Raw genomic sequence first — 21,476 nt, 5'->3', positions numbered from 1 at the left:
TCCATTTCTGAACCGGCGGCGATGATAGTTGCGTCGGTCTTGTCTGTCCTGCATAACAGCACTGTGTTCCGATTTTAAGGCTGTGTATGCCACGACTCCTTGTTTTACGCCTTTGGCAGGCTTTGCCGGTAGTGGCGGTCTTGTTGCTGAGTGGCTGTTCCAGCGTGGCCTATTACGGTCAGTTGGCGCAGGGGCAATGGGAGCTGTTGCAGGCCCGCGAACCGGTGGACGAGATCATTGCCGATCCCGGTCGCGATCCAACGCTTCGGGCACACCTGGCCCAGTCGCAAAAGGCCCGGGCCTTCGCCAGCGAACACCTGCACCTGCCGGACAACAAGAGCTATCGCCTGTATGCCGATCTGGGCCGTCCTTACGTGGTATGGAACGTGTTTGCCACAGATGAGTTCTCTCTGGATCCGGTGACCCACTGTTTTCCGATTGCCGGTTGTGTGGCTTATCGCGGCTATTACAGCCCGGGTGGCGCTCGCGGTGAAGCAGCCTTGCAGCGTCAGGCAGGCAAGGATGTGTACCTCAGTGGCGTAGAAGCGTATTCGACATTGGGCTGGTTCAACGACCCGATCCTCAGTTCGATGCTGGGCTGGGGCGATGAAAGGCTGGCCACGCTGATTTTTCACGAATTGGCGCATCAGCGTTTCTATGTGAAGGACGATACGGAATTCAACGAATCGTACGCCAGCTTCGTCGAGCAGGAAGGTACGCGTCAGTGGCGTGCGGCACGTGGGTTGCCGCCTGAGAGCGTTTCGCAGTCCAGACGGCGCGATCAGTTCATTCAACTGGTGCTCGATACGCGTGAGCGTCTGAAAGCGCTTTATCGCCAGCCGTTGACGCCTGAAGTCATGCGCCAACGCAAGACGGCCGAGTTCGAGCGCATGCGCCGTGACTATCGGACGTTGCGCGATGAGCAATGGGGCGGCGACAAACGCTTCGATGGCTGGATCAACAGCCCGATGAACAACGCCAAGCTGCTGCCCTTCGGGCTCTATGACCAGTGGGTGCCTGCATTCGAGGCGCTGTTCAAGCAAGTGAATGGCGACTGGGAAGCGTTCTTCCAGGCAGTGGAGAAGCTCGGTGGCTTGCCTGCCGATTCACGCAAGGCGGCTCTGCAGCGATTGATGCCGTGAGCGCGCCACGCCGCGCTGCTTCGCATCACGGCCGGACGCGGAGCGTCCTGAGCGGCGTTACCACGCTGGAGCGTGGGAACGATCATGGTCTCAAGCACACTGTTCGTGCCCATGCTCCGCGCTCGTCGTTGTGCACAAGTCAGCCTCAACACTGATCGTGCCCATCGCTCCGCGTGGGCTGCCTCCCGTGACGCTCCGCGTCACACATGGCACAGACTGAGAATTCAGTGAGCCGAGCGCATGACTCCAGTCACCTTTTCGTCTCTGGACATTCAGCCAAACAGCTCGGAATGGCTGCCGAGATCCACAAACGTGACCAAGTCTGCGGATAGCTGATAAACCAGCAGGAAATCTCCGCCAATGTGGCATTCCCTGGCCCCGTCCCAATTGCCCGTCAGTTCATGATCCTGATAGTGCGCTGGCAATGTCTTGCCCTGGAATATCATTGCCATAACGTCCGAGGCTGCCGCCATGTCGCGTATGCCGGCTCGTTTGTATCGATCCCAGGCTTTGTTGAACGTGTTTGTGTAAGCGCAACGCTTAGGCCTTTCTGCGCGCTTTGGGTTGGGTTTTTTCAGAGGTTTCGCCATTCAGGTCACTCAACATCTCATCCATGGACTCGTACTGCTGGCGAATTTCGCGAGCCTCTTGCAACGCTTTTGCGGTCCGTGCCGACGGCACACGAACCTCGAAGGGGAGCCCTTCTACCTCGACGACCTGGCGAAAGAAAAGGCGCATCGCCTCGCTTACGCTCAGCCCACAAGCGTCCAGTATCGCTGTGGCACGCTCTTTCAAGTCCACATCGATACGGCACCGGACGTCGGTGTTTTTCAATATTGTTGCCATGGTGTCACCTTCAAGTTCTGTAGCAACAATGTAGCTACAAAGCAGAGTGTAGAGCAGATAGCGAGAGCGTCAACCCAGGCACGCTTACATTTTGTTTATCTGCCCATAAAGGCCTCATGCAACTCGGCCACGGTCGCAAAGTGATACGTCGGGTTTTCCGCCGTGAGTTCTTCATGGCTGCCAAACCCGTATCCCACCGCAGCAACGTCCAGCCCGTTGCGGATGCCGCCGATCAGGTCGTGTTTGCGGTCGCCGATCATCAGGGTGTGCGCCGGGTCGAGCTTTTCTTCGGCGAGCAGGTGGGCGATGAGTTCGACCTTGTCGGTGCGGGTGCCGTCCAGTTCGCTGCCGTAGATCACGATGAAGTGTCTGGCGAAATCGAAGTGCCGGGCGATTTCCCGGGCGAACTCCCACGGTTTGGACGTGGCGATGTACAGACGTCTGCCCTGCCCGCCCAGGGTTTCCAGCATTTCGGCAATGCCATCGAACACTTCGTTTTCATACAGCCCGGTCACACGGAAGCGCTCGCGGTAGAAGCCGACGGCTTGCCACGCGCGGGCTTCGTCCATGTCGTAAAACTGCATGAACGCTTGCAACAGCGGTGGGCCGATGAAGTGTTCCAGTCTGGTGATATCCGGCTCGTCGATACCTAGTTTTGCCAGTGCGAACTGGATCGATCGGGTGATGCCCAGACGCGGATCGGTCAGCGTACCGTCGAGGTCGAAAAGAATGTTCTGGTAATGCATGGGGGCCTCGAACTGCAGATTCTTCAGCATGGCTGGTCAAAGCCTTCCGCCAGGTGCTGATCCTTGAGTTTCACGTAGTTGGTCGCGCTGTAAGGGAAGAATGCGATTTCCTTTTCGGTCAACGGCCTCACCTGTTTGACCGGGCGGCCTACATACAAAAAGCCGCTTTCCAGCACTTTGCCCGGCGGCACCAGGCTGCCCGCACCAATGATCACCTGATCTTCCACGACCGCGCCGTCCATGATGGTCGAGCCCATGCCGATCAGGATCCGGTTGCCGATGGTGCAGCCGTGCAGCATGGCCTTGTGGCCGATGGTCACTTCATCGCCGATCAGCAGGGGAAAACCGTCGGGATTGAACGGCCCGGCGTGGGTGATGTGCAGCACACTGCCGTCTTGCACGCTGGTGCGCGCACCGATGCGAATGCGGTGCATGTCGCCGCGCACCACGGTCAGTGGCCAGATGGAGCTGTCGGCACCGATCTCCACATCGCCGATCACCACCGCCGAATGGTCGACGAAGGCCCGTTCGCCGAGCGATGGTGTGTGGTCCTGGAACTTGCGAATGGCCACGATAGGCTCCTTCTTTGGCAGTGATAGGTGAGTGAAGCGGGTTTCGATGCTGCGGTCGGCGTCGATTGTAATTAAGATGCAGGAGTGTTTCTTCCAGCCAAGGTGCAAAACCGTGAGCGCGAACAACCCGCTTCTGCAATCGTACGACCTGCCACCCTTCTCGGCGATCCGTGCCGAGCATGTCAAACCTGCCATCGAACAGATTCTGGCGGACAACCGCGCTGCAATTGCCGATATTCTCGCCAAACAGGGATCGACTCCGACCTGGGCCGGACTGGTGCTGACCATGGACGAGTTGAATGATCGCCTGGGCGCCGCCTGGAGCCCGGTCAGCCACTTGAATGCCGTGTGCAACAGCGCCGAGCTGCGCGAAGCCTATGAATCCTGCCTGCCGGCATTGAGCGCCTACTCCACGGAGATGGGCCAGAACCGCGAGCTGTTCCAGGCCTATGAAGCGCTGGCCAACAGTCCTGAAGCGGCGAATTTTGATGTCGGCCAGAAGACCATTCTGGAGCAGTCGCTGCGTGACTTCCGCCTGTCCGGTATCGACTTGCCGCCCGAGCAGCAGAAACGTTATGCCGAAGTGCAGAGTAAGCTGTCGGAACTGGGCAGCCAGTTCTCCAACCAATTGCTGGACGCCACTCAGGCCTGGACCAAATTGGTCGCCGATGAGTCCGCCCTCGCTGGCCTGACCGACTCGGCCAAGCAGCAGATGGCGGCCGCAGCGAAGGCCAAGGGGCTGGATGGCTACCTGATCACACTGGAGTTCCCGAGTTACTACGCGGTGATGACCTACGCCGAAGACCGCGCGCTGCGTGAAGAAGTCTACGCGGCCTACTGCACTCGTGCGTCCGATCAAGGCCCGAATGCCGGCAACAACGACAACGGCCCGGTCATGGAGCAGATCCTCGACCTGCGTCAGGAACTGGCCCAACTGCTGGGTTACGCGAACTTCGCGGAGCTGAGCCTGGCGACCAAGATGGCCGAGTCCAGCGATCAGGTGCTGAGCTTCCTGCGCGATCTGGCCAAGCGCAGCAAGCCGTTTGCCGTGCAGGATCTGGAAGAACTCAAGGCCTACGCCGCCGAACAGGGTTGCCCGGATCTGCAAAGCTGGGACAGCGGCTTCTACAGCGAAAAGCTGCGTGAGCAGCGTTACAGCGTTTCCCAGGAAGCCCTGCGGGTTTACTTCCCCATCGACAAGGTACTGAGCGGCCTGTTTGCCATCGTTCAGCGTCTGTATGGCATCGAAATCGCCGAGCAGAAAGGCTTCGACAGCTGGCATCCGGACGTTCGTCTGTTCGAAATCAAGGAAAACGGTCAGCACGTCGGCCGCTTCTTCTTCGACCTGTACGCCCGCGCCAACAAGCGTGGCGGCGCCTGGATGGACGGCGCTCGCGACCGTCGCCGCACCGCCGAGGGCACCCTGCAGAGCCCGGTGGCCAATCTGGTCTGCAACTTCACCCCGGCCGTCGGTGGCAAGCCTGCACTGCTGACCCACGACGAAGTCACCACGCTGTTCCACGAGTTCGGCCACGGTCTGCATCACCTGCTGACCCGTATCGATCACGCGGGTGTATCCGGGATCAATGGTGTGGCATGGGACGCGGTCGAACTGCCAAGTCAGTTCATGGAAAACTGGTGCTGGGAGCCGGAAGGCCTGGCGCTGATTTCCGGTCACTACGAAACCGGTGCACCGCTGCCCCAGGACTTGCTGGAAAAGATGCTCGCTGCGCGTAACTTCCATTCCGGCCTGATGATGGTGCGTCAGTTGGAGTTCTCGCTGTTCGACTTCGAACTGCACGCCACTCACGGCGACGGCCGCAGTGTGCTGCAGGTGCTGGAGGGCATTCGTGACGAGGTGTCGGTCATGCGTCCACCGGCCTACAACCGTTTCCCGAACAGCTTCGCGCACATCTTCGCGGGCGGCTACGCAGCGGGTTACTACAGCTACAAGTGGGCTGAAGTGCTGTCGGCCGATGCGTTCTCGAAGTTTGAGGAAGACGGCGTGCTCAATGCCGAAACCGGTCGTGCTTTCCGCGAAGCCATTCTGGCCCGTGGCGGTTCGCAGGCGCCGATGGTGCTGTTCGTCGACTTCCGCGGACGCGAGCCGTCGATTGACGCACTCTTGCGCCACAGTGGTCTGAGTGAGGACGCGGCAGCATGACCGATACACCTGCGGTCGTTACCAAAAAACGCTTCATCGCCGGGGCTGTCTGCCCGGCGTGCAGCGAGCCTGACAAGCTGATGATGTGGAGCGAAGACGACGTGCCGCACCGCGAATGCGTGCACTGCGGCTACAGCGATACGCTCAACGAGCAGGGGCTTTCGGTGCCGAAAGAGCTGGGCACACGGGTCAACAAGGTGGTGGTCAAGCCGGCTGATCCGAAGGTGCAGGGCGTGCAGTTCTTTCCGAATCCGAAGTTGAAAAAGCCGGTTGATCCGAGCTGAGTGGAACGGTATCTGCCATGAACAAACGTGAAGAAAAGCGCTCATTGTTCATGGCAGGTAAACGCATCAATCGAGCTTCATTTTTATAAAAGCGTTGGCCAGTTCAATGAGGATGGCGTCATCTCGTTGATCAGTCCCCGCTTGGCCGTCTACATCAGCCGGACTTCCGACGGTGTCGAGCTTGCCAGACGAAGTGACATACGCCGCGTACTGAAGCTCGTCTTCCTTATAGAACTCTATAACGACTTCCGGGATTTTATCGTTTTCAAAATCTTCGACTGAAAGTCGAACTTCACGGCTGGCCATAGTTTTTTCTCCATGTTATCTGGTCTTGCAGCATAAAATGTATTGGACGGTGTATTTATCAGCCATCAGTCAACTCAAGAATCTTTCTTTCAAATGCCGTCGCCAAATCAATGAGCGCTTGCTCATCCTGGCCCAGACTGCCTTTTATTTTGTAATCTTCTCGGGTAACCAACGTGATCAAGGCTTTGTCTTGAAGCTCATCTTCTTCATAAAACCGGATCGCTATTTTGACGGAGCCTCGCGTTTCGATATTCTCGGTAGACAGGCGAATTTCATACTTGGCCATTACCCACCTCGCTGTCAGGTAAAGGGCCAGCGTCGGATTGAATCTGGCGTCCAGTTACGCTAGTCCTCGCTGAAAAAATCGTCTACTGACAAAAGTGACAGGTGGCAATATGTACGCGGCTGCCAGTCTGGTTTCCATGTATCAAGGGCTCGCCTGATCAGACGAGCCTTTGTTCCAGCGCCCACTTCAAGGCACTTGGATTTCCACCCGGGAAACCTTGCCATTAAGCCCGTTGTACTTGAAGTAGTTCACGCGGTAGTCGTCGGTCTCAAGCGTACGTTCAAACTCATGAACGATAACGTGCTCGGAAATACCGATGTCCCGTTTGACGTCGACCGTGGCGTAGTCGTCGTCAGTGCTGGCGTGGGGACTGTCGAAAACGGTAATCCGTGTGCCTTTTGCGATACCCGACAGCGAAAGCGATTGAGCCTCATCGTTCTCGCAACCCATTTCGGGCAGAAGCAGTGTTTGTGTACCGTTGGGGATCACGCACACCGTGTCTTGCGTCCTGTCGGCACCATGGCCTTCCCACAAGTAGATCCCGCCCTGGGTCAGCGCTTGTGTGTAGGCCAGTGTGTCGCCATTCTGATAGTTGTTGATGCCAATGAAGTTTGGCGTGACGCCACAGTTATCAGTGCGGTGCCTGAGGTAGGTCAGGTTGTTGTCGAAGGAGCCAGAGTCGAAGGTCGTGGAGGTGGCGGTGTGGAACTGATTCATCAGAAACAGCCGGTTCCAGCGCTTGCCTGTTTCCCGAGCCACTGTTCGGGTATTCAGCGGCACATCGCTCCAGCGTGTCGGGCACGAAAAGTCATGAAAAGCCAACAGGCTTGTGGCCACCGCCCCCAGCGTGTCCCAGCGGTTCTGTACCAGCCAGTCCTGGTCATAAAGCACTTTGACGGCTTTGTTCCCCACGGCGTAGTTGCCTTCCAGTTCCGATCGGTCTGTCAGCAGAATCAGGCGATTGTTGCTACGCGCCATTTCATCCAGCGTCGGCCACTGTTCGTTCGCGAAGTTGTCAGGATCGAATGAGTAATCGGCCAGTTCAGGAACGCTGGCGAAGACCTGCTGAAGGTCGTCGCGGGTTACGTAGCTTTCCAGGAACAGCGTGACCACTTCAGCTGGATTGGCTTTGAGGAATGGAATGAATTCATTTTTCAGATGATTGCCCCAAGGTCCATAGCAGGCGAGGCTCTTGTGACACACGATTATTCGGTTGAAACCCTTCTGCTTGTGATCCGTGTAAAGGTCGAGCATGAAGCCCCGCACGCCATCTGATAACTGCTGGGGCATTTCCTTGAGGTTCTGGTTTATTTTTTCGTACGAATTGTGGGTCGTGACCCAGTGGTACTGATCAAATGGCTTGCTGCCGTCAGAAAGCCCGGCCGCATGGGCCTGCATGAAGGAGAGCGATAACATTGAAGCGCCTGTCAGGGCCGCTACGGAAAAAACAGTGTGCATGCCTGAAATCCTTTTCAGTGCGGATAGTGAGACTGGACGGGCTTTTCCATAAGCCGTCCGGGGACGAGTGATAACGGAATGGCGTCGGCAAGGGAAACGCTTTCCTGTTACCGGATTTGAAAACGGGCGTCGCCCATCAACTGCCCGCTGTGCCGTTTGTCAGGGTGACGGGTATTTAATGAGTGGCCATTTGCTTGGTGCTGTACTGTATATAAAAACAGTATTTCAGGCGTCAATCCATGTCCAGTTCCTCTCCGATTCGCGGCCGCGGAACCGCCACCAACCCGCACAACCGCTTTGCACCCAGTCGTTCCTTTGCCGAGGACGACGGCTGGTATCAGGAAGTGCCGATGACTCAGGGCACGACAGTCTCCTTCGAGACCGCCAAGAGCATCATCACTCGCAACAGCTCTCCGGACATTCCGTTTGATCGCTCGATCAATCCTTATCGAGGCTGTGAGCATGGCTGCATCTACTGCTTCGCCAGGCCCAGCCATGCGTACTGGGACATGTCGCCGGGCCTGGATTTCGAGACGAAGCTGATCGCCAAGACCAACGCGGCGGCGTTGCTGGAACAACAGCTGTCCAAGCCCGGTTACCGCTGCGCGCCAATCACGCTGGGTGCCAATACCGATCCTTACCAACCCATCGAGCGTGAGCATAAAATCACTCGGGCCACGTTGGAGGTATTGCTGCGCTATCGTCACCCGGTCAGCATCATTACCAAAGGCTCGCTGATCCTGCGTGACCTGGATCTGCTGGCGGAAATGGCCAGGCTGCGGCTGGTGTCGGTGTTCATCAGCCTGACGACGCTGGACGACGAGCTCAAGCGCATCCTCGAGCCGAGGGCCGCAGCACCCAAGGCACGGTTGAGGGCGATCAAGGTGTTGCGTCAGGCCGGTGTGCCGGTTGGCGTGCTGTGCGCGCCGATCATTCCAATGATCAACGACAGTGAGCTGGAAGCCATGCTGAGCGAGGCGAAAGCGGCAGGTGCCTTGAGCGCAAGTTATGTGATGCTGCGTCTGCCACTTGAAGTGGCGCCCTTGTTCGACGAGTGGCTGAAGACGCATTACCCCCAGCGCGCCGATCATGTGTTGAGTCTGATCCGCCAGAGCCGGGGCGGTGCGCTGTACGACAGCCAGTTTGGCACTCGCATGCGCGGTGAAGGTCCATTTGCAGACCTGCTTGCTCAACGTTATGCGATGTCGATCAAGCGATTGGGATTGAACAGGCGTGAGAGTTTCGTGCTCGATTGCGACGCGTTTTGCCCTCCGGGCGGGCAGATGTCATTGCTGTAACGAACTTGGGACTATCGTGCAAACCCGCATGCCAGAGCGGTCGCATTCAGTTTCACTTAAGCTTGGGCGTTTAGTCTGTAACTCGGAGTGACACCAGCGGTAGCGTTCAAAGGATTTGTTCGTGAGGCCAAACAACAGGGATCACATCCGGCTCTGGTTAAGCACGCATGAGAAATCCACATCAATCCGTCAGAGAGGATGAAGACATGAGAGACATGGATAAACAGCCGTCGGCTACGTCGGCCAGCACACATAGCCACTCGGATAGCGCCGACGTAGCGTTGAAACACATCGTCGATGGCTTCGTACATTTTCGTAAGGAAGTCTTCCCCCAACAGGAAGAACTCTTCAAAAAGCTGGCTACCGCGCAATCGCCGCGAGCCATGTTCATCACCTGCGCGGATTCGCGCATCGTTCCCGAGCTGATCACTCAAAGCTCGCCGGGCGACCTTTTCGTGACCCGTAACGTCGGCAACGTCGTTCCGCCGTACGGCCAGATGAACGGTGGTGTATCCACGGCTCTGGAATACGCGGTCGTTGCGCTGGGCGTACAACACATCATCGTCTGCGGTCACTCTGACTGCGGTGCCATGCGAGCGGTGCTCAATCCCGACAGCCTGGACAAGATGCCGACGGTAAAAGCCTGGCTGCGCCACGCTGAGGTTGCCCGTACCGTCGTTGAACAGAATTGCAGTTGCAGTGGCGAGCTGGAAACCATGCAGGTCCTGACTCAGGAAAACGTGATTTCCCAGTTGCATCACTTGCGCACGCACCCTTCGGTTGCAGCCAAGATGGCCAGCGGTCAGCTGTTCATTCACGGCTGGGTCTACAGCATCGAAACCAGTGAAATCCTGGCCTATGACGCTGAAAGTGACCGCTTCGTGCCGCTCGACGGCTCGGGCCCGACACCGATGGCTTCCCCGAAAGCACGCTTTTCAGCTGACTGATATCAGTCACGACTGACGGCACACCCTTCTTTAGCTGGTGGCGGCTGCGCATGGAGCGCGCCGCCAGCTTTGCCTCGTCTGAAGAATCCCGGAGAAGTGTCATGGGTGCTACAGCATTGAAATCCGTTTTACCACGGGAGCTGCTCGCTTCCGTGGTCGTGTTCCTGGTAGCCCTGCCCTTGTGCATGGGGATCGCAATCGCATCCGGCATGCCACCAGCCAAGGGTCTGATCACCGGCATCATCGGTGGTCTAGTCGTCGGCTGGCTGGCCGGCTCGCCTTTGCAGGTCAGCGGTCCGGCCGCAGGTCTGGCGGTACTGGTCTTCGAAGTGGTGCGCGAGCATGGAATGGCGATGTTGGGGCCGATTCTGCTGTTGGCAGGTCTGCTTCAATTGTTGGCCGGCCGCTTCAAGCTCGGTTGCTGGTTCCGTGTCACGGCACCGGCCGTGGTCTACGGCATGCTCGCCGGTATCGGTATCCTGATCGTGCTGTCACAGGCCCATGTGATGTTCGACAGCGGACCGAAACCCTCCGGGCTGGATAACCTGATCGGTTTCCCGACGACGCTGGTCCAGGCCTTTGGGCCGGGATCGGGTATGCAAGCCGGTATGCTGGGCCTGGGTACCATCCTGATCATGTGGGGCTGGGACAAGATTCGCCCTGCGTCGCTGCGCTTCGTTCCGGGTGCCCTGCTGGGGGTCGGTATTGCGACCGCCATCAGCCTGTTCATGGCGCTGGACGTCAAGCGTGTGCAGGTTCCTGAAAACCTCTCCGAAGCCATCGACTGGCTGCGCCCTGCCGACCTGATGAACCTGGCCGATCCTGCGATCCTGATCGCGGCCATCGCCGTGGCCTTCATCGCCAGTGCCGAAACACTGCTCTCTGCCGCAGCGGTGGACCGCATGCACAGCGGCGTGCGGTCGGACTTCGATAAGGAACTGAGTGCCCAGGGCGTGGGTAACATGCTGTGCGGCCTGTTGGGTGCCCTGCCTATGACGGGTGTGATCGTGCGCAGTTCGGCCAACGTTCAGGCCGGTGCGACCACCCGCTTCTCGACGATTTTCCACGGCCTGTGGCTGCTGGCGTTCGTCCTGCTGCTGTCCAGCGTGCTGCAAAGCATTCCGGTCGCGAGCCTTGCAGGTGTGCTGGTGTACACCGGTCTGAAGCTGGTCGATCTGAAGACGTTCAAGGGGCTGGGTCGCTACGGTCGCATGCCGATGTTCACCTACGCTGCAACTGCGGGCGCGATCATCTTCACCGACCTGTTGACCGGCGTTCTGGTGGGCTTCGGTCTGACCCTCGTCAAATTGGCGCTCAAGGCTTCGCGACTGAAGATCAATCTGGTCGAGCTGCCGGGCAAGAACGAGTACGAGCTGCGTCTGGTGGGTGCTGCGACGTTCCTGAAAGTGCCGGCGCTGACTCAGGTGCTGGGCACTGTTCCGGTCGGTACCACGTTGCATGTGCCGTTGAACAACCTGTCCTACATCGATCACTCCTGTCTGGAGCTGCTTGAGGACTGGGGGCGTGCGAATGCCGCTCACGGGACGAAGCTGGTGATTGAACCTCGGGGCTTGAAGCGTCGACTCGAAGGAAGGGTGTACACCAACACGGGGATTGGCTCAGGCGCCGCCTGATTCAATCTGCTGTTGATCGGTGCAAGTGCTGATCGACACAAGGGAGCCGGATGGGTCTTCGCGCAGCGGAGCATCATCCGGCTCCTTCCTTTGCGGCGAAGACATGAATTCGGTGGCGAATCAGCCCGCGGAACGTTCCAGTTCCAGACCGATACCCAATTGACGTGACAGACTCGGCCAGCGCTTCCAGGCGGCTTCGGTGTCGGGGCTGCTCAGTTTTTCGCGATAGGCTTCGACCGAGTCCAGCGCGAAATCCTCATCATCAAGCAATTGATCAACCGCGTGATGGACAGCCTCGTCCAGTTGATTGGCAAACTGTTCGCCGATCAATTGGTGAGCAATCACGCTGGCAACCGTCGTATTGGACGGAATCAGCGGCTGGCCGAAGTGCTTGATGTAAAGATCGTTCACTTCCTCGACCAGACGATGCGCCAGATAGGCCTCATCCAGCAGGCTGTCGAGTCCTTCGTGGCCCTGCATGATTTCAGGGGGTGCGGTGAAAAAGTGCTCGGCAATCTTGAGTACCGGTTTGATCTGGCCTTCGATGCCTGCCTCGATCGCCACTTCGTGAGCGGCGTCCAGCAGATCGGGGACCAGGTCGATATAAGCGGTGACAAAACGCGTCAATGCGCCCTGTGCGTCAACTTCGGGCAGGTGGATGGCAGGATGAAGGTGCGGAAGCTGAGTTTTCAGCTGTTGCAGCAGCTGGCCTGTCTCGGCCTCGTGCTGTTGTGCTCGTTGTATCTGCTCGCGCAATGCGGCCGTGTTCATGACGGTATGGGCTCCTGAAAGCATATAACCAGGTGGGTGTTATTGATCAAAGTCATACGTTAGCTTGATTAACTAAATACCTCAGACGTTTTTGTCATAACCGATTCACATTTATATGCTTTCGCTCTAAAAACCGTCTTTTTGAGCGTTTTCGGAAGGTTTGACCGGTCACTGCGCCCGCTGTCTGACACGGTGCACTCATCCGGCGCTGCGTTGCGCTCCTCGTGCCGTGTCTATACTCGATGTCTGAGGAAGTCGGCTTGTGGCCTCTGGTCACGGTCCTGCAGTCGGTAGCCCACTGCCTTGCCCGCGGCGTGATCCGCGTAGAACAAGAGTGTGTGGGGGGAACCCGAAATGCGGCATCCAAGGGTCTGGATGGGCCTGCTGCTGTGGTCAGCGTTCGAGCAGACACACGCAGACTGGACGACCAACATGTCACCCGGCGCGTCAGTGGTCAGCGGAGCTGTGTTCGATCTGCACATGACCATCTTCTGGATCTGCGTGGTGATCGGCGTGGTGGTGTTTGGCGCCATGCTCTGGTCGATAGTTGCGCATCGTCGCTCCTCAGGCCAGAAGGCTGCGCATTTCCATGAAAACACCACGGTCGAAATCCTCTGGACCGTCGTTCCGTTCCTGATACTGGTCGCCATGGCCATCCCGGCCACCCGCACGCTGATCAGCATGTACGACGCCAGCGAGTCGGACGTCGATATCCAGATCACCGGTTATCAATGGAAATGGCACTACAAGTACCTGGGACAGGACGTCGAGTTCTTCAGCAACCTCGCCACCACCACTCATCAGATCCACAACCGTGACGACAAGGGCGAGCACTACCTGCTGGAAGTGGATCAGCCTCTGGTGCTGCCCGTCGGCGAGAAGGTCCGCTTTCTGGTCACCGGCGCCGACGTGATCCACTCCTGGTGGGTGCCAGCGTTTGCGGTCAAGCGTGACGCGGTACCCGGGTTCATTCACGAAGCCTGGACGCGGATCGAGAAGCCCGGCATCTACCGGGGTCAATGCACCGAACTGTGCGGCAAGGACCACGGCTTCATGCCCATCGTGGTCGATGCCCGCTCGCCCGCCGATTATGAAAACTGGCTGGCCGAGCGCAAGCAGGAGGCCGCGAGGCTCAAGGAGCTGACCAGCAAGGACTGGACCCGCGAAGAGCTCATCGCCCAGGGCGACAAGGTCTATCACACCGTTTGCGTGGCCTGTCATCAGCCCGAAGGGCAAGGCCTGCCGCCGATGTTCCCGGCCCTCAAAGGCTCGAAAATTGCCACTGGTCCGATTGCCGATCACCTGAACATCGTCGTCAACGGCAAGCCGGGCACAGCCATGGCGGCGTTCGGCAAACAGCTGTCAGAGGTGGATATCGCCGCCGTCGTGACCTACGAGCGCAACGCCTGGGGCAACAACAAGGGCGACATGGTCACGCCCAGGGAAGTGCTGACGCTCAAGCAGGTACAGCCATGAATGGGGTGCGTCCCACAAAAGCAGTGTCCATTCAGCACATTTTTTGCCTCGGGAGACCGACATGAGTGCAGTGATTGACGACCTTGGCCATGAGCATGCCCACGGTCCTGCCAAGGGCCTGATGCGCTGGGTGCTGACCACCAATCACAAGGACATCGGCACGATGTACCTGTGGTTCAGTTTCAGCATGTTCCTGCTGGGCGGTTCGTTCGCCATGGTGATTCGCGCCGAGCTGTTCCAGCCGGGTCTGCAGATCGTCGAACCTGAGTTTTTCAATCAGATGACGACCATGCATGGCCTGATCATGGTCTTTGGCGCCGTGATGCCTGCCTTCGTCGGACTGGCCAACTGGATGATCCCGTTGATGATCGGCGCGCCGGACATGGCACTGCCGCGCATGAACAACTTCAGCTTCTGGTTGCTGCCTGCGGCGTTCCTGTTATTGGTTTCAACCCTGTTCATGCCCGGCGGCGGACCCAATTTCGGCTGGACCTTCTACGCCCCGTTGTCCACGACCTATGCACCCGAAAGCGTGACCTTCTTCATTTTTGCCATTCATATGATGGGTATCAGCTCAATCATGGGTGCGATCAATGTGGTGGCGACCATCCTGAATCTGCGCGCGCCCGGCATGACGCTGATGAAAATGCCGCTGTTCGTCTGGACCTGGCTGATCACCGCCTTTCTGTTGATCGCCGTGATGCCGGTGCTGGCCGGGTGCGTGACCATGATGCTGATGGACATTCATTTCGGCACCAGTTTCTTCAACGCGGCAGGCGGCGGTGATCCGGTGCTGTTCCAGCACGTGTTCTGGTTCTTCGGTCATCCCGAGGTGTACATCATGATCCTGCCTGCCTTCGGAGCAGTCAGTTCGATCATCCCGGCGTTCTCGCGCAAGCCGCTGTTCGGCTACACCTCAATGGTCTATGCAGTTGCGGCCATTGCGTTTCTGTCCTTCATCGTCTGGGCGCATCACATGTTCGTGGTCGGCGTACCGTTGGTGGGCGAGCTGTTCTTCATGTACGCCACCATGCTGATCGCCGTGCCGACCGGCGTGAAGGTGTTCAACTGGGTCAGCACCATGTGGAAAGGGTCGCTGACGTTTGAAGCACCGATGCTGTTTGCCGTGGCGTTCGTGATCCTGTTCAGCATCGGCGGGTTTTCCGGGCTGATGCTGTCGATTGCGCCTGCGGATTTTCAGTATCAGGACACCTACTTCGTGGTTGCGCACTTTCATTACGTGCTGGTGCCGGGAGCGATCTTCGGGATCTTTGCATCGGCGTATTACTGGCTGCCGAAGTGGACCGGGCACATGTACGACGAAACCCTGGCCAAACTGCATTTCTGGCTGTCTTTCGTGGGCATGAACCTGGCGTTCTTCCCCATGCATTTTGTCGGTCTGGCCGGCATGCCGCGCCGGATTCCCGATTACAACCTGCAGTTCGCCAATTTCAACATGCTCTCGTCGGTTGGTGCCTTCACCTTTGGCGCAACCCAGCTACTGTTTCTGTTTATCGTGATCAAAACCATCCGGGGCGGCGCACCGGCACCGGCCAAACCCTGGGACGGTGCCGAGGGATTGGAGTGGAGCCTGCCCTCGCCTGCGCCGTATCACACCTTCAGTACACCGCCGGACGTGAAGTGAGTTGCGCATGAACCAGACATTGCCTCTCAAACGACTCATCACCCGCCTGCTGCTGATGGCTTTGGTCATGTTTGCCTTCGGCTTCGCGCTGGTGCCGCTTTACGACGTGATGTGCAAGGCCTTTGGCATCAATGGCAAGACCGGCGATCAGTATCAGGGCACGCAAGTCATCGATGAAACACGTCAGGTGAAAGTGCAGTTCCTGTCATCCAATTCGGCTGGCATGGTCTGGGCGTTCTATCCCCGGACGGACCAGATAGAGGTTCATCCGGGTGCGGTCAACGAGATGATATTCGTGGCGCAGAACCCGACCGACCAACCGATGAAAGCCCAGGCCGTACCCAGTATCTCGCCGGGTCAGGCCGCGGCCTATTTTCACAAAACCGAGTGCTTCTGTTTCACCCAACAAGTGCTGCAACCGGGTGAGCGTATCGAGATGCCGGTGCGTTTCATCGTCGATCGCGACCTGCCCGCAGAGGTGAAGAACCTCACGCTGGCCTACACGCTGTTCGACATCACCGAGCGCCGCACGCCCGCTGTGCCAGTGGCCAAAAGGCTCGAAAGAGCGGTGGTCAAAGGAGACTGAAATGGCAACGCCCCACGAGCATTACTACGTTCCGGCCCAGAGCAAATGGCCGATCATTGCCACCGTGGCGCTGTTGATCACGATGTTCGGGCTTGGTACCTGGTTCAACGACATGAAAGCCGAGCGGCCCGATTCCAATGGTCCGTTGATCTTCTTCATCGGCGCGCTACTGGTGGCGTACATGATGTATGGCTGGTTCAGCGCAGTGGTGAAGGAAAGTCGGGCAGGTCTGTACAGCGCGCAGATGGACCGCTCGTTTCGCTGGGGCATGGCCTGGTTCATCTTCTCCGAGGTGAGCTTCTTTCTGGCGTTCTTCTTCGTACTGTTCTACGTGCGCATCTGGGTGGGGCCGTGGCTGGGCGGCGAAGGGGCGAACGGGATCTCGAACATGCTCTGGCCGAACTTCCAATACACGTGGCCGATGCTCGATACGCCGGACCCGAAACTCTATCCGGCACCCAGCGGCATTGTTGATCCGTGGAAACTGCCGTTGCTCAACACCGTGCTGCTGGTCAGCTCCAGCGTGACGATCACGTTCGCCCATCATGCCCTGAAGAAAGGACACCGCTCCGCGCTGAAGCGCTGGCTGGCGCTGACCATCCTTTTGGGCTGTACCTTTCTGTTCTTTCAGGTCGAAGAGTACATCCATGCCTCTCAGGAACTGGGTCTGACACTGGGATCCGGCATCTACGGCGCGACCTTCTTCCTGCTGACCGGGTTTCACGGCGCCCACGTCACGATGGGCACGCTCATTCTGTTGGTGATGCTGATCCGCATCCTGCGCGGGCATTTCGACGCCGAGCATCAATTCGGCTTCGAAGCGGCGAGCTGGTACTGGCATTTCGTGGACGTGGTGTGGGTCGGGCTGTTTGTGTTCGTGTACGTGATTTAGAGCGCCTTCCGATTGTGTACGCGGCTGGCTCTGATCGTTCCCACGCTCCGCGTCCGCTTTGTGACGCAGAGAGTCACAGGCTGCATGCCCATGCGAGCATGGACACGATCATCGTCAGGGTGACGGCAGTTGCCCGCTGTAGAACCCCCAGGTGATCAGAATCAGGGTCAGCCCGGCGAGGATGACGCGCAACGCCAGAACCTTGAGCAGACGGGTCGAGTGATCGTCGTCCCTGACCAGAAAGAACAGGCCGCTGAACAGGCTGGCCACCGTGGCAGCCAGCATTAGAACAATCGCTGCTTTGAGCATGAGAGGACTCCAGGAGCAATCGCGATGATGCAGTGGAGTATAGGTCCGGCCGTCATGCCGGACCGGAGGCTGTGATGAAGCGCTTCGCACCGGGACTGTGGCCGACGTTGATCGTGTTGCTCCTGCTACCGGTTCTGATTGCTCTGGGGTTCTGGCAACTGGAACGGGGCGAACAGAAGCGTTCCATGCTCAGTCAGTTCACCGAGCGCCGCGCCGCCGCTCCCGTCAACATCGGCGAGTTGTTGTACGCCGAGGACCCCGCCTGGCGTCGTGTGCACATTCGTGGCCACTTCGATTCAGCCCATAGCGTGTTGCTGGACAACAGCATTCGCGACGGCCGTGCGGGCGTCGAGCTGCTCCAGCCCTTCATGGATCACGCCAGCGGGCTCTGGGTACTGGTCAATCGCGGCTGGCTGCCCTGGAAGGACCGACGCACGAGGCCGGTCGTCAATACGCCCAATCACTTGCAGGCGCTGGACGCGTGGGTCTATGTGCCCGCCCGTGCGCCCTTTCAACTGGAGCCTGATGCGCCACAAGGCTCCTGGCCAAGGCTGGTAAACGCAGTCTTTGCCGATCAGCTGTGGAGCCAGCTGGGCCGTGAAGGTTATTCCCATGAGATGAGGCTGGAGCCTGGCCCTATGGCTTTCCGGGTCGACTGGCCGGTGGTAGCGATCAGCCCTGAAAAGCATGTGGGCTATGCCGTGCAGTGGTTTGCGCTGTCCACCGCGCTGCTGTGCCTTTATCTGTACCGAGGCCGGGTGCTAGGCCGAACCGCGCAGGAGGACAAGCATGGGAGCCGCCATGAACCCCATCGACATGCCTGATGCAAGGCGTCGGCGCAAAGGACGTCTGCAATTGCTGTTGGTGGTGCTGATCGCCTTTGCACCCATGGTTCTGGCCACCTGCATGTATGTCTTCGGGTTCTGGGTGCCCGAGAGTCGCAGTTATCACGGTTACCTGATCGGCAATGGCCAGGGCCGTATGGATCTGGGTGTGTCGGCTGGAGAACGGCGCTGGCAACTGCTGGTCAGCGCGCCCGGTCGCTGCGAGACGACGTGTCAGCAACTGGTGTATCTGGCGCGGCAGGTGCAGATCGGGCTGGGGCGGGACGCGGCCCGTGCCAGTCATGCGCTGGCCGGTGCTCAGCCGCTCGACGCTGACTACGCTGCGAAGCTGAACCGGGAATACCCGCGCCTGCTGCGTTACCCGCTGGACCTGTCGCGCTACCGTATGCTCGCGCCGGACCTGCATACGCCTTACCTGTGGATCATCGATCCGCACGGCAATCTGGTGCTGCGCTACGACGCAAACGTCAACGGCAAGGACCTGCTCGAAGACCTGCGCCGCCTGCTGAAACTCTCGAACATCGGCTGAAGGGAGATGGTCATGATCCGCCCCGGATTTCGTCTTGCGTTAATGGCTACCGTCCTCGCGCTGGTGGTCGTGATGCTCGGTGCCTACACGCGACTGACCCACGCGGGACTGGGCTGTCCCGACTGGCCGGGGTGCTACGGCTTCATCGGCGTGCCCGGTACCGAGCGGCAGCTTGAGCATGCGCAGCTGAGTTTTCCGGATACGCCCGTGGAGGCGGACAAAGGCTGGAGCGAGATGACCCATCGTTATTTCGCGGGCGGCCTGACGCTGCTCATCCTGCTGCTGGCGGCGCAGGCCTGGAGGCACCGGCATCTGGCGGGGCATCCGTTCAAGCTGGCGGCGGGACTGCTGGGCATCGTGGCCGCGCAGGCAGCGTTTGGCATGTGGACCGTTACGCTGCAGCTCTGGCCGCCCGTGGTCGCAGTTCATCTGCTGGGTGGCGTCGCAACCTTGAGCCTGTCGTTCCTGCTGAGTCTGCGCCTGAGCGGCGTCCGCCCTGCTCTGCAACGGATACCTGCGCGCCTGCGAATGCTGGCAGTGCTCGGGCTCATCGTCGTGGCCTTGCAGATCGCGCTGGGTGGCTGGGTGAGCGCCAATTACGCGGCGATGGCCTGCACGGATCTGCCCATGTGTCAGGGCCGCTGGTGGCCGGAGGCAGACTTCAGCAATGCGTTTCATCTGACCCAGCACATCGGCCCGAACTATCAGGGTGGCCATCTCGACAGTGAGGCGCGTACGGCCATCCACCTCACGCACCGGATGGGCGCGGTGCTTGTCTCGCTGACCCTGCTTGCGCTGGCCTGGCAGCTCAGGCGTGTCGGTCTCAACAGGCTGGCGGTGCTGCTGGTGGCGGCGCTCGGGGTGCAACTTCTGTTCGGGCTGGGCAACGTGCTATTGCACCTGCCGTTGGTCCTTGCGGTGGCACACAGTGCGGGCGGCGCGGTTCTGATGCTGTGCGTGACGTTGATCAACTATCGCGTCGCTGTGCCGTGGTCATTGCCGCGCATCGAACACGATGCGCTGGTAAAGATCGCCGGTACCGGACTGCGATCGAGAGATGCCCTGAAATGACTTCACTGACCCGCCAGCGTTCGCTGTACAACCTGTGGCAGGACTACCTTGAGCTGACCAAACCCAAGGTGGTCCTGCTGATGCTGATCACGTCCATGATCGGCATGTTTCTGGCGACTGACACGGCGGTGCCATGGATGACGCTGATCGTCGGCAATCTGGGCATCGGTCTGTGCGCGGCGGGCGCGGCTGTGGTGAATCATGTGGTGGACCGGCGTATCGATGCGCAGATGGCGCGCACTCATCATCGGCCGATTGCTCAGGGACGCGTCCCGCCTGTCGCGGCGCTGAGCTTTGCGCTGTTGCTGGCGCTGTCGGGTCAGGCGTTGCTATTCATCTTCATCAACGCCCTGACCGCCTGGCTGACACTGGCATCGCTGCTGGGTTACGCGGTGATCTACACCGGCTTTCTCAAGCGTGTCACGCCGCAGAACATCGTCATCGGCGGGCTGGCCGGGGCTGCGCCGCCATTGCTGGGCTGGGTGGCGGTGACCGGTGAGGTCAGCGCCGAGCCCTTGCTGTTGGTGCTGATCATCTTTGCCTGGACGCCGCCGCACTTCTGGGCGCTGGCCATCCATCGCAAGGCCGAGTACGCCCGCGTCGAGATCCCGATGCTGCCGGTGACCCACGGCGAGCACTACACCAAGCTGCATATCGTGCTGTACACCTGCATCCTGCTGGCGGTCAGTCTGCTGCCGTACGTGATTCACATGAGCGGCCTGCTTTATCTGCTCTGCGCGCTGGCGTTGGGGTTGCGCTTCCTGCAATGGAGCTGGGTGCTGTACCGTGGCACTCGACCGCACGCCGCGATCGACACGTTCAAGTACTCTGTGTGGTACCTGTTCCTGCTGTTCATCGCGCTGCTCGCCGATCATTACCTACTGTTGATGCCATGACCCGAACCCAGAAAACCGTCTTCATCCTTGTCGCTGTCGTTGCCCTGATCATGGGCCTGACCATCAACCGCGTGCTGTCCGGCAAAGGACCGGGGGATCAGACGGCATTGATCGACGCAGGCGTCATCCTGTTGCCGCAAAGCCGCAGCCTGCCTTCGTTGAGCATGAATGATCAGAACGGCGCACCGGTGGCCGTGGACGAGTTGAAGGGTAAATGGACGCTGGTGTTTTTCGGCTACACCTACTGCCCCGACATCTGCCCCACCACGCTGGCACAGCTACGGGACATCAGAACGAAGCTGCCTCAGGAAGCCGTGGACAACATGCGCGTTGTGCTGGTCAGCGTCGACCCCAACCGCGACACGCCGCAGCAGCTCAAGCAGTACCTGGGCTACTTCGACCCGCGCTACATCGGCCTGACTGCGCCTGTTGCAGACATCCAGAAACTGGCCAGCGCACTGAGTATTCCGTTCATTCCGGCAGACACCAGCAAGCCGGGCTACACCGTCGATCACAGCGGCAACCTGGCCCTGATCGGGCCGGATGGCAGACAGCGCGGCTTCATCCGCTCGCCACTGAACGCGCAGAAGCTGGTGGCGCAGTTGCCGGTGTTGCTGGAAAGGGATTGAGGCGCAGCTGGAAGCGTACAGATCCAGGGATCATTCCCACGCTCCTGCGCTCATCGTTATGCACAAGTCCGCAAGACGCGCAAAACGGGGGGGGCAAAACGAAAGTGACTGACTGAATGCATACCCCGTGGGAGGCGGCTTGCC

24 protein-coding genes are annotated in these 21,476 nt (G+C 59.2%); 15 read left to right on the top strand and 9 right to left on the bottom strand.

All coding sequences use genetic code 11. The features are described from left to right. Nucleotides 1-86 precede the first annotated feature (86 nt). Nucleotides 87-1,142 carry an aminopeptidase gene (locus QRN20_RS07000; RefSeq protein ID WP_122544761.1) on the top strand — a complete coding sequence of 352 codons (1,056 nt, stop codon included), beginning with the start codon at nucleotides 87-89 and terminating at the stop codon, nucleotides 1,140-1,142. A 272-nt stretch (nucleotides 1,143-1,414) separates the two neighbouring features. On the opposite strand, the gene QRN20_RS06995 is transcribed toward QRN20_RS07000, so the two are convergent. The 4 genes from QRN20_RS06995 to QRN20_RS06980 all read right to left on the bottom strand — a co-directional run bounded on the left by QRN20_RS06995 (nucleotide 1,415) and on the right by QRN20_RS06980 (nucleotide 3,306). After that, the gene (locus QRN20_RS06995; protein WP_032651078.1) at nucleotides 1,415-1,732 is read right to left on the bottom strand and encodes a type II toxin-antitoxin system RelE/ParE family toxin; all 318 of its coding nucleotides are present in this window, start codon (nucleotides 1,730-1,732) and stop codon (nucleotides 1,415-1,417) included. Then, on the bottom strand, nucleotides 1,683-1,988 hold the full coding sequence (locus tag QRN20_RS06990; protein WP_122416127.1) for a type II toxin-antitoxin system RelB/DinJ family antitoxin: 306 nt from the start codon (nucleotides 1,986-1,988) through the stop codon (nucleotides 1,683-1,685). Before QRN20_RS06990 ends, QRN20_RS06995 begins: the two co-directional genes overlap by 50 nt. A 95-nt stretch (nucleotides 1,989-2,083) precedes the next feature. Next, nucleotides 2,084-2,734 (bottom strand): HAD family hydrolase, encoded by a 651-nt coding sequence (locus QRN20_RS06985; RefSeq protein WP_058430512.1) that lies wholly within the window; start codon nucleotides 2,732-2,734, stop codon nucleotides 2,084-2,086. A 23-nt stretch (nucleotides 2,735-2,757) separates the two neighbouring features. Beyond that, complete coding sequence (locus QRN20_RS06980) at nucleotides 2,758-3,306, bottom strand: gamma carbonic anhydrase family protein (protein ID WP_029243080.1); 549 nt, start codon at nucleotides 3,304-3,306, stop codon at nucleotides 2,758-2,760. Nucleotides 3,307-3,418: 112 nt separating this feature from the next. Here QRN20_RS06980 and prlC point away from each other — a divergent pair, with 112 nt between their 5' ends. Both prlC and QRN20_RS06970 read left to right on the top strand, forming a co-directional pair. After that, the gene (gene prlC / locus QRN20_RS06975; RefSeq protein WP_285360046.1) at nucleotides 3,419-5,470 is read left to right on the top strand and encodes an oligopeptidase A; all 2,052 of its coding nucleotides are present in this window, start codon (nucleotides 3,419-3,421) and stop codon (nucleotides 5,468-5,470) included. Next, nucleotides 5,467-5,754 carry a YheV family putative zinc ribbon protein gene (locus QRN20_RS06970; RefSeq protein ID WP_004882506.1) on the top strand — a complete coding sequence of 96 codons (288 nt, stop codon included), beginning with the start codon at nucleotides 5,467-5,469 and terminating at the stop codon, nucleotides 5,752-5,754. The genes prlC and QRN20_RS06970 overlap by 4 nt, the downstream gene beginning before the upstream one ends. Nucleotides 5,755-5,820: 66 nt before the next feature. On the opposite strand, the gene QRN20_RS06965 is transcribed toward QRN20_RS06970, so the two are convergent. The 3 genes from QRN20_RS06965 to QRN20_RS06955 all read right to left on the bottom strand — a co-directional run bounded on the left by QRN20_RS06965 (nucleotide 5,821) and on the right by QRN20_RS06955 (nucleotide 7,804). Further along, entirely contained in the window at nucleotides 5,821-6,060 is a 240-nt protein-coding gene (locus tag QRN20_RS06965) for a hypothetical protein (protein WP_029243078.1), read from the bottom strand. Between the two features lie 58 nt (nucleotides 6,061-6,118). Beyond that, on the bottom strand, nucleotides 6,119-6,346 hold the full coding sequence (locus QRN20_RS06960; protein ID WP_029243077.1) for a hypothetical protein: 228 nt from the start codon (nucleotides 6,344-6,346) through the stop codon (nucleotides 6,119-6,121). A gap of 186 nt (nucleotides 6,347-6,532) precedes the next feature. Then, the gene (locus QRN20_RS06955; protein ID WP_058430484.1) at nucleotides 6,533-7,804 is read right to left on the bottom strand and encodes a phosphoinositide-specific phospholipase C-related protein; all 1,272 of its coding nucleotides are present in this window, start codon (nucleotides 7,802-7,804) and stop codon (nucleotides 6,533-6,535) included. Nucleotides 7,805-8,043: 239 nt separating this feature from the next. Between QRN20_RS06955 and QRN20_RS06950 the strand changes: the two genes are divergently transcribed. The 3 genes from QRN20_RS06950 to QRN20_RS06940 all read left to right on the top strand — a co-directional run bounded on the left by QRN20_RS06950 (nucleotide 8,044) and on the right by QRN20_RS06940 (nucleotide 11,683). Next, the gene (locus tag QRN20_RS06950; protein WP_122559000.1) at nucleotides 8,044-9,102 is read left to right on the top strand and encodes a PA0069 family radical SAM protein; all 1,059 of its coding nucleotides are present in this window, start codon (nucleotides 8,044-8,046) and stop codon (nucleotides 9,100-9,102) included. 206 nt (nucleotides 9,103-9,308) lie between these two features. Next, on the top strand, nucleotides 9,309-10,049 hold the full coding sequence (locus tag QRN20_RS06945; protein WP_025996481.1) for a carbonic anhydrase: 741 nt from the start codon (nucleotides 9,309-9,311) through the stop codon (nucleotides 10,047-10,049). A 101-nt stretch (nucleotides 10,050-10,150) separates the two neighbouring features. Further along, complete coding sequence (locus QRN20_RS06940; RefSeq protein ID WP_058430482.1) at nucleotides 10,151-11,683, top strand: SulP family inorganic anion transporter; 1,533 nt, start codon at nucleotides 10,151-10,153, stop codon at nucleotides 11,681-11,683. A 120-nt stretch (nucleotides 11,684-11,803) separates the two neighbouring features. Here the strand turns inward: QRN20_RS06940 and QRN20_RS06935 are convergent, their stop codons facing one another. Beyond that, nucleotides 11,804-12,454 carry a hypothetical protein gene (locus QRN20_RS06935; RefSeq protein ID WP_025996479.1) on the bottom strand — a complete coding sequence of 217 codons (651 nt, stop codon included), beginning with the start codon at nucleotides 12,452-12,454 and terminating at the stop codon, nucleotides 11,804-11,806. A gap of 354 nt (nucleotides 12,455-12,808) precedes the next feature. Between QRN20_RS06935 and coxB the strand changes: the two genes are divergently transcribed. The 4 genes from coxB to QRN20_RS06915 all read left to right on the top strand — a co-directional run bounded on the left by coxB (nucleotide 12,809) and on the right by QRN20_RS06915 (nucleotide 17,053). Next, nucleotides 12,809-13,930: a cytochrome c oxidase subunit II gene (coxB, locus tag QRN20_RS06930; RefSeq protein ID WP_122606248.1), complete on the top strand. Its 1,122-nt coding sequence runs from the start codon at nucleotides 12,809-12,811 to the stop codon at nucleotides 13,928-13,930. Nucleotides 13,931-13,991: 61 nt separating this feature from the next. Beyond that, the gene (gene ctaD / locus QRN20_RS06925) at nucleotides 13,992-15,575 is read left to right on the top strand and encodes a cytochrome c oxidase subunit I (RefSeq protein WP_029243072.1); all 1,584 of its coding nucleotides are present in this window, start codon (nucleotides 13,992-13,994) and stop codon (nucleotides 15,573-15,575) included. Nucleotides 15,576-15,582: 7 nt separating this feature from the next. Then, nucleotides 15,583-16,161, top strand: a complete 579-nt coding sequence (locus QRN20_RS06920) for a cytochrome c oxidase assembly protein (RefSeq protein WP_069142639.1) — start codon at nucleotides 15,583-15,585, stop codon at nucleotides 16,159-16,161. 1 nt (nucleotide 16,162) lies between these two features. Continuing rightward, nucleotides 16,163-17,053: a cytochrome c oxidase subunit 3 gene (locus QRN20_RS06915; RefSeq protein WP_122606246.1), complete on the top strand. Its 891-nt coding sequence runs from the start codon at nucleotides 16,163-16,165 to the stop codon at nucleotides 17,051-17,053. A gap of 114 nt (nucleotides 17,054-17,167) precedes the next feature. Here the strand turns inward: QRN20_RS06915 and QRN20_RS06910 are convergent, their stop codons facing one another. Then, nucleotides 17,168-17,362, bottom strand: coding sequence for a twin transmembrane helix small protein (locus QRN20_RS06910; RefSeq protein ID WP_004882519.1), 195 nt, complete (start codon nucleotides 17,360-17,362; stop codon nucleotides 17,168-17,170). 74 nt (nucleotides 17,363-17,436) lie between these two features. On the opposite strand from QRN20_RS06910, the gene QRN20_RS06905 reads away from it, so the two are divergent. Genes QRN20_RS06905 through QRN20_RS06885 form a run of 5 tightly spaced genes read left to right on the top strand, consistent with a single transcriptional unit; the run spans nucleotide 17,437 to nucleotide 21,332 of the window. Next, a complete protein-coding gene (locus QRN20_RS06905) occupies nucleotides 17,437-18,186 on the top strand; it encodes an SURF1 family protein (RefSeq protein ID WP_122606244.1) in 750 nt (249 codons plus the stop codon). Next, nucleotides 18,152-18,736, top strand: coding sequence for a PA_0111/PP_0108 family redox-active disulfide protein (locus QRN20_RS06900; protein ID WP_122412684.1), 585 nt, complete (start codon nucleotides 18,152-18,154; stop codon nucleotides 18,734-18,736). Before QRN20_RS06905 ends, QRN20_RS06900 begins: the two co-directional genes overlap by 35 nt. A gap of 12 nt (nucleotides 18,737-18,748) precedes the next feature. Then, nucleotides 18,749-19,807: a COX15/CtaA family protein gene (locus QRN20_RS06895; RefSeq protein WP_285360045.1), complete on the top strand. Its 1,059-nt coding sequence runs from the start codon at nucleotides 18,749-18,751 to the stop codon at nucleotides 19,805-19,807. After that, nucleotides 19,804-20,703 carry a heme o synthase gene (gene cyoE, locus QRN20_RS06890; protein ID WP_029243067.1) on the top strand — a complete coding sequence of 300 codons (900 nt, stop codon included), beginning with the start codon at nucleotides 19,804-19,806 and terminating at the stop codon, nucleotides 20,701-20,703. The genes QRN20_RS06895 and cyoE overlap by 4 nt, the downstream gene beginning before the upstream one ends. Beyond that, nucleotides 20,700-21,332: an SCO family protein gene (locus QRN20_RS06885; RefSeq protein WP_004882524.1), complete on the top strand. Its 633-nt coding sequence runs from the start codon at nucleotides 20,700-20,702 to the stop codon at nucleotides 21,330-21,332. The genes cyoE and QRN20_RS06885 overlap by 4 nt, the downstream gene beginning before the upstream one ends. Nucleotides 21,333-21,476: the final 144 nt, after the last annotated feature.

This window comes from Pseudomonas sp. fls2-241-TYG-175, from assembly GCF_030209155.1.
In the GTDB taxonomy this organism is placed as follows: Bacteria; Pseudomonadota; Gammaproteobacteria; order Pseudomonadales; family Pseudomonadaceae; genus Aquipseudomonas; species Aquipseudomonas viridiflava.
The sequence above is the reverse complement of the archived record's forward strand: the minus strand, read 5'-3'. Positions and strand labels throughout refer to the sequence as shown.

Bases quoted from the DNA above. Each gene is read 5' to 3' on its own strand.
- QRN20_RS06935 (WP_025996479.1), bottom strand. From the start codon at position 12,454: ATGAACACGGCCGCATTGCGCGAGCAGATACAACGAGCACAACAGCAC.
- QRN20_RS06900 (WP_122412684.1), top strand. From the start codon at position 18,152: ATGGGAGCCGCCATGAACCCCATCGACATGCCTGATGCAAGGCGTCGG.
- QRN20_RS06895 (WP_285360045.1), top strand. From the start codon at position 18,749: ATGATCCGCCCCGGATTTCGTCTTGCGTTAATGGCTACCGTCCTCGCG.
- QRN20_RS06955 (WP_058430484.1), bottom strand. From the start codon at position 7,804: ATGCACACTGTTTTTTCCGTAGCGGCCCTGACAGGCGCTTCAATGTTA.
- QRN20_RS06990 (WP_122416127.1), bottom strand. From the start codon at position 1,988: ATGGCAACAATATTGAAAAACACCGACGTCCGGTGCCGTATCGATGTG.
- QRN20_RS06910 (WP_004882519.1), bottom strand. From the start codon at position 17,362: ATGCTCAAAGCAGCGATTGTTCTAATGCTGGCTGCCACGGTGGCCAGC.
- QRN20_RS06960 (WP_029243077.1), bottom strand. From the start codon at position 6,346: ATGGCCAAGTATGAAATTCGCCTGTCTACCGAGAATATCGAAACGCGA.
- QRN20_RS07000 (WP_122544761.1), top strand. From the start codon at position 87: ATGCCACGACTCCTTGTTTTACGCCTTTGGCAGGCTTTGCCGGTAGTG.
- QRN20_RS06885 (WP_004882524.1), top strand. From the start codon at position 20,700: ATGACCCGAACCCAGAAAACCGTCTTCATCCTTGTCGCTGTCGTTGCC.
- QRN20_RS06940 (WP_058430482.1), top strand. From the start codon at position 10,151: ATGGGTGCTACAGCATTGAAATCCGTTTTACCACGGGAGCTGCTCGCT.
- QRN20_RS06970 (WP_004882506.1), top strand. From the start codon at position 5,467: ATGACCGATACACCTGCGGTCGTTACCAAAAAACGCTTCATCGCCGGG.
- QRN20_RS06945 (WP_025996481.1), top strand. From the start codon at position 9,309: ATGAGAGACATGGATAAACAGCCGTCGGCTACGTCGGCCAGCACACAT.
- QRN20_RS06905 (WP_122606244.1), top strand. From the start codon at position 17,437: ATGAAGCGCTTCGCACCGGGACTGTGGCCGACGTTGATCGTGTTGCTC.
- ctaD (WP_029243072.1), top strand. From the start codon at position 13,992: ATGAGTGCAGTGATTGACGACCTTGGCCATGAGCATGCCCACGGTCCT.
- cyoE (WP_029243067.1), top strand. From the start codon at position 19,804: ATGACTTCACTGACCCGCCAGCGTTCGCTGTACAACCTGTGGCAGGAC.
- QRN20_RS06995 (WP_032651078.1), bottom strand. From the start codon at position 1,732: ATGGCGAAACCTCTGAAAAAACCCAACCCAAAGCGCGCAGAAAGGCCT.
- coxB (WP_122606248.1), top strand. From the start codon at position 12,809: ATGCGGCATCCAAGGGTCTGGATGGGCCTGCTGCTGTGGTCAGCGTTC.
- QRN20_RS06915 (WP_122606246.1), top strand. From the start codon at position 16,163: ATGGCAACGCCCCACGAGCATTACTACGTTCCGGCCCAGAGCAAATGG.
- QRN20_RS06985 (WP_058430512.1), bottom strand. From the start codon at position 2,734: ATGCATTACCAGAACATTCTTTTCGACCTCGACGGTACGCTGACCGAT.
- QRN20_RS06965 (WP_029243078.1), bottom strand. From the start codon at position 6,060: ATGGCCAGCCGTGAAGTTCGACTTTCAGTCGAAGATTTTGAAAACGAT.
- QRN20_RS06950 (WP_122559000.1), top strand. From the start codon at position 8,044: ATGTCCAGTTCCTCTCCGATTCGCGGCCGCGGAACCGCCACCAACCCG.
- QRN20_RS06920 (WP_069142639.1), top strand. From the start codon at position 15,583: ATGAACCAGACATTGCCTCTCAAACGACTCATCACCCGCCTGCTGCTG.